Origin of the sequence: Chitinophaga sp. (assembly GCF_036569125.1) — a bacterium.
Classification (GTDB): domain Bacteria; phylum Bacteroidota; class Bacteroidia; order Chitinophagales; family Chitinophagaceae; genus Chitinophaga.
This window is the reverse complement of the sequence record NZ_DATCRF010000084.1, coordinates 1-4,741: the sequence shown is the minus strand read 5'-3', so window position 1 is coordinate 4,741 and position 4,741 is coordinate 1. Positions and strand designations below refer to the sequence as shown.

Annotated in this window: 5 protein-coding genes and 1 pseudogene; 1 reads left to right on the top strand and 5 read right to left on the bottom strand. The window is 48.4% G+C overall.

Annotated features, from left to right (window positions below):
* The 5 genes and pseudogenes from VIM87_RS03050 to VIM87_RS03030 form a co-directional block, all read right to left on the bottom strand.
* Positions 1-303 (bottom strand): annotated as a pseudogene (locus VIM87_RS03050) (Fe-S cluster assembly protein SufD); the annotation flags it as partial.
* A 203-nt stretch (positions 304-506) separates the two neighbouring features.
* Positions 507-1,262 (bottom strand): Fe-S cluster assembly ATPase SufC, encoded by a 756-nt coding sequence (gene sufC, locus VIM87_RS03045; protein WP_331995539.1) that lies wholly within the window; start codon positions 1,260-1,262, stop codon positions 507-509.
* A gap of 39 nt (positions 1,263-1,301) precedes the next feature.
* Positions 1,302-2,747, bottom strand: coding sequence for a Fe-S cluster assembly protein SufB (gene sufB / locus VIM87_RS03040; protein ID WP_331995538.1), 1,446 nt, complete (start codon positions 2,745-2,747; stop codon positions 1,302-1,304).
* 121 nt (positions 2,748-2,868) lie between these two features.
* Positions 2,869-3,195, bottom strand: a complete 327-nt coding sequence (locus VIM87_RS03035; RefSeq protein WP_331995537.1) for an iron-sulfur cluster assembly accessory protein — start codon at positions 3,193-3,195, stop codon at positions 2,869-2,871.
* 85 nt (positions 3,196-3,280) lie between these two features.
* Positions 3,281-3,832 carry an NADPH-dependent FMN reductase gene (locus VIM87_RS03030; RefSeq protein ID WP_331995536.1) on the bottom strand — a complete coding sequence of 184 codons (552 nt, stop codon included), beginning with the start codon at positions 3,830-3,832 and terminating at the stop codon, positions 3,281-3,283.
* Between the two features lie 153 nt (positions 3,833-3,985).
* On the opposite strand from VIM87_RS03030, the gene VIM87_RS03025 reads away from it, so the two are divergent.
* On the top strand, positions 3,986-4,639 hold the full coding sequence (locus tag VIM87_RS03025; RefSeq protein ID WP_331995535.1) for a metalloregulator ArsR/SmtB family transcription factor: 654 nt from the start codon (positions 3,986-3,988) through the stop codon (positions 4,637-4,639).
* Positions 4,640-4,741 lie beyond the last annotated feature (102 nt).

The following is a 4,741-nucleotide window of genomic DNA, read 5'->3' as shown; positions in this document are numbered from 1 at the left end:
CGGTTGCAGGTGGCCGTTCACCAATACTGCGCGGTAGCAGGAGAGTTCCGGGATAAAAGCGGGCGCCAGCTGTGCAGCTGTTACAGGTAATGCCTGCTGCTGCAATACAAAGGGCTGCTCCTTTAAAACACGCTGAATGTTTGTATAGCGCCAGGCTTCTGTTTTCAGGTCGGGCAGGCCCAGTGTACGGAACCTTGCCAGCGCATCCTGCCGTACGCCATACAGCACATCTTCCTTGGGTGTAAGCCCATTGCCCCCATCCAGGATATATTGGTAAAATGGTGTTGTTATATCGCTTGTCATCCTTTTTAATTAATAATTAATAAAGAATAATTAATAATAATGGTGGCCATACCTCCGCTATTGCAATTATTCGTTTATTAAAACGTACTTGTAGTAATTAATAATTAACAATTAATAATTAATAAGTAGTACGGAAAGCAGGCTGTTAATTGAAATGCCTTTTTTCCAGATTATTAATTATTCATTCTTCATTATTAATTAGTTTAGGCGTGCACTTCCGCTTCTTTCAGCCAGTCGTATCCTTTTTCTTCCAGTTCCAGCGCCAGCTCTTTGGTACCGGTTTTTACAATGCGGCCGTTGTACAGCACGTGTACAAAGTCGGGCACTATATAATCCAGCAGGCGTTGGTAGTGGGTAATCACCAGGAAAGATTTTTCCGGGCCACGCAGCTTGTTCACACCACCGGCTACAATACGCAGCGCATCAATATCCAAACCGGAATCTGTTTCATCCAGGATGCCTAATTTGGGATCCAGCATAGCCAGCTGCAGGATCTCATTACGTTTCTTTTCACCACCGGAAAAACCTTCGTTCAGGGAACGGTTCATCAGGTTGGCGTTAAATTCTACCAGCTGTTGCTTTTCTTTGGTAAGCTTCAGGAACTCCTTCGCTTCCATGGGCGGTAAGCCTTTATAGGCGCGTATTTCGTTCAGGGCTGTTTTAAGGAAGTTGATGTTGGATACACCGGGTATCTCTACCGGGTACTGGAATGCCAGGAACATGCCTTCACGGGCACGGTCTTCGGGCGACAGTTCCAGCAGCTCTTTGCCGTCAAAGTTCACCTCACCTTGTGTTACAGTATAATTTTCGCGGCCTGCCAGTACAGAAGCCAGGGAGCTTTTGCCGGAACCGTTAGGTCCCATAATGGCATGCACCTCGCCTTTGCGGATCTCCAGGTCTATACCCTTCAGTATTTCTTTTCCGTCTACTTCTGCGTGCAGATTTTTAATCGTCAGCATGATATTGTTTGTGTTTCTCTGTTGTTTTATTCGTTATAATTAACCTACGCTGCCCTCTAATGTGATGGACAGCAGCTTTTGCGCCTCTACGGCAAACTCCATGGGTAACTGGTTCAGCACTTCCTTAGCATAACCGTTTACGATCAGTGCTACTGCTTTTTCCGTATCAATCCCTCTTTGGTTCAGGTAAAAGATCTGGTCTTCCCCGATCTTGGAGGTAGTGGCTTCGTGCTCCACTGTGGCGCTTTTGTTCCGGGACTCAATGTAAGGGAACGTATGCGCGCCGCAACGGTTACCGATCAGCAGGGAATCGCACTGGGTAAAGTTACGGGCGTTGTGTGCACGGGGGCCTACCTGTACCAGGCCACGGTAGGTGTTCTCTCCCTGTCCGGCAGAGATACCTTTGGAAATAATGCGGCTGCGGGTATTGCGGCCCAGGTGGTAGATCTTGGTGCCGGTATCTGCAATCTGTTTATTGCGGGTAACGGCTACAGAATAAAACTCACCCATGGCATCATCGCCCTGCAGTATTACGCTGGGATATTTCCAGGTAATGGCGGAGCCGGTTTCTACCTGTGTCCAGGAGATCTTGCTGCTATTACCTTTACAGATACCGCGTTTGGTTACGAAGTTGTAAATACCGCCTTTACCGTCCTTGTCGCCGGGGTACCAGTTTTGCACGGTGGAGTATTTGATCTCCGCGTGGTCCAGGGCTACCAGCTCCACAACAGCTGCGTGCAGCTGGTTCTCGTCGCGCATAGGGGCGGTACAGCCTTCCAGGTAGCTTACGTAGCTGCTGTCATCAGCAATGATGAGCGTACGTTCAAACTGGCCGGTGTTCTGTGCGTTGATACGGAAGTACGTGCTCAGCTCCATGGGACAGCGCACGCCTTTAGGAATATATACGAATGAGCCGTCGGAGAATACCGCGGCGTTCAATGCTGCAAAAATGTTATCGGAGTGGGGAACTACAGAACCCAGGTATTTCTTTACCAGGTCGGGGTGCTCTCTTACCGCTTCTCCAAAGGAGCAGAAGATAACGCCCATTTCCTTCAGCTTGCCTTTAAAGGTGGTAGCAACGGATACGCTGTCGAACACGGCATCTACGGCTACGCCGGACAATGCTTTCTGTTCATTCAGCGGAATACCCAGCTTTTCAAAGGTGGCCAGCAGTTCAGGGTCTACTTCATCCAGGCTGTTGAGTTGTTTTTTCTTCTTGGGAGCTGCATAGTAGGATACTTTCTGAAAGTCCATCTCAGGCATCTCAAAATGCTGCCACTTCGGAAGCTGCATTTTCTTGAAGGCCTGGTATCCTTTCAAACGCCATTCCAGCAGCCATTCCGGCTCTTCTTTTTTGGCAGATATAAAGCGGATCACGTCTTCATTAAGACCAGCCGGCGCTATATCCATTTCAATATCGGTGGTAAAGCCATACTCGTATTCCTTGTTGGCAATATCATCGATTATCTCATTACTATTTCTCATACTGCTTTGTGTGATTTACGATCTTAGGTTGGTGATTTTAGTTTAAATAAGGATTGTTACACCCGGGCCTAAAATCGTAAACCTAAAATCCTTTAAACGGTTACTTCCTTACCTTTTAACCTTATACGGCAAAACTTTCCCCGCAGCTGCAGGTCCGGGTGGCATTCGGGTTGTTGAAAAACAATCCTTTACCATTCAGACCGTCCGAATAGTCCAGTTCTGTGCCGTAAAGATATAAGAGGCTTTTCATTTGTACCACTATCTTAACGCCTTTATCTTCAAATACCTGGTCGCCGGCCTGTTCATCCTGCTCAAACTTAAGCACATATTCAAGGCCTGAGCAGCCGCCACCCTTTACGCCTACGCGCACAAAAGTGCCGGGTACATGATTTTCCCTTACCATCTGGTCCTTAATATATTCACTTGCTTTTTCTGAAATGGTAATCATATATATAGAGCTTTTAGCTTTTAGAATTTAGCTATTGGCGGCGGCTTTCAGCTAACTGCTAAAAGCTGACTGCCAACAGCTTTTATTATATGGCTACGGGCCTTGCATCGGCCAGTAACGTTATCATCTGGTCAAATTTGTTCCGGTATAAAGGTGCAAAGGTACTGCTATCCGGCTCAAATAAATGATCTCTTAACACCGGTACTGAAAAAGGCAGCACCCATGCGCGTAAAGCCTTGGCTACAGCATCCATGGCATTAATACCCTGCATGGCCTGGGTACCGCTGGCCCAACTCACCAAAGCTACGACCTTTCCCGTTAAATAGGGGCGGCCATGCCTGCTGGTAAGCTCCAGCCAGTCGAGGCAGTTCTTCATTACCCCGGTCATGCTGCCATGATACAAGGGGGTAAGCCATACCTGCAGCTCCGCTTTGCAAAAAGCATCACACATGGCCTGCACCCCGGCCGGTGTACCGGGCTTAGCCGGGTCAAAGAACGGTATCTCTGTGCTGGCCGGACTAAACACCTCTGTGGTAAAGCCTTTTTGACGGAACGCATCCTCAAAGTAGCCCGCTATCCGCCCTGCCGTGGCATGTGGCCGGTCGTCCATGGAGCCGTTGAATATCAGAACGTTCATTAACTATCTAATTATCAGTTTGTTAATTGTTATAACGTGATAAGATCGGTTGGGATGCTTCCGCAAAGGTCGTATAACCTTACAACAATATTTTTTTGAATAGCACAAAATTACGACATTTACAATAAAACAAGCAAGTACTTGGAAAATTATATGCCAAAGATCAAAGCTGCGGCCGACCGGTTTCTGGTATTATTAAAGACCCGTGGACCGCAAACTGCCGCCTCCCTGGCTGCCGAACTGGGCATGACAGGAGAAGGGGCCCGTTTGCAATTGCTGAAACTGGCAGAAGAAGGGTTGGTGGCCGCCACTACAAGCGCTAAAGGCGTGGGCCGGCCGGTACAGGTATGGAACCTGACCGCGCAGGGTAATGCGCATTTCCCGGATACCCATGCTGCACTTACCCTGCAGCTGATGCAAACCATCCGCCATGAGCTGGGACCGGAAGCGCTGGACCAGATCATCAGCGCCCGGGAGAACCAGCAGCTGGAGAAATACCGTGCTGCCTTGGAGGATGTTGCCGATGTAGGAGATAAAATAGCCCGTTTTGCTGCCCTGCGCACCGCCGAAGGCTTTTTGGCAGAGTGGCGTAAGGATGGGAACGGCTTTACCTTTATAGAGAACCATTGTCCCATTTGCAGCGCTGCTGCCCAATGTGTAAATATCTGCCAATCAGAGTTAAGGACCTTCCGCGCCATCCTGGGTGATGAAGTAAAGATCCGCCGTACGGATCACATTGTTTCCGGCGACCACCGCTGTGTGTACCGTATTGATCTTATAGAAAACCTGGCCCTCAAAGAAGACTAAGTGCGCTTTTAATATGAACAGTATGCGCTTTTACCAGGGAGTGCATGCGCTTTTAATATGGGATGCACCAGGGATTCACTAGGGATTCACTAGGGAAACTCA

Excerpts from the sequence above, each read along its gene's own strand:
- VIM87_RS03035 (WP_331995537.1), bottom strand. The coding sequence starts at position 3,195 with ATGATTACCATTTCAGAAAAAGCAAGTGAATATATTAAGGACCAGATG.
- VIM87_RS03025 (WP_331995535.1), top strand. The coding sequence starts at position 3,986 with ATGCCAAAGATCAAAGCTGCGGCCGACCGGTTTCTGGTATTATTAAAG.
- VIM87_RS03030 (WP_331995536.1), bottom strand. The coding sequence starts at position 3,832 with ATGAACGTTCTGATATTCAACGGCTCCATGGACGACCGGCCACATGCC.
- sufC (WP_331995539.1), bottom strand. The coding sequence starts at position 1,262 with ATGCTGACGATTAAAAATCTGCACGCAGAAGTAGACGGAAAAGAAATA.
- sufB (WP_331995538.1), bottom strand. The coding sequence starts at position 2,747 with ATGAGAAATAGTAATGAGATAATCGATGATATTGCCAACAAGGAATAC.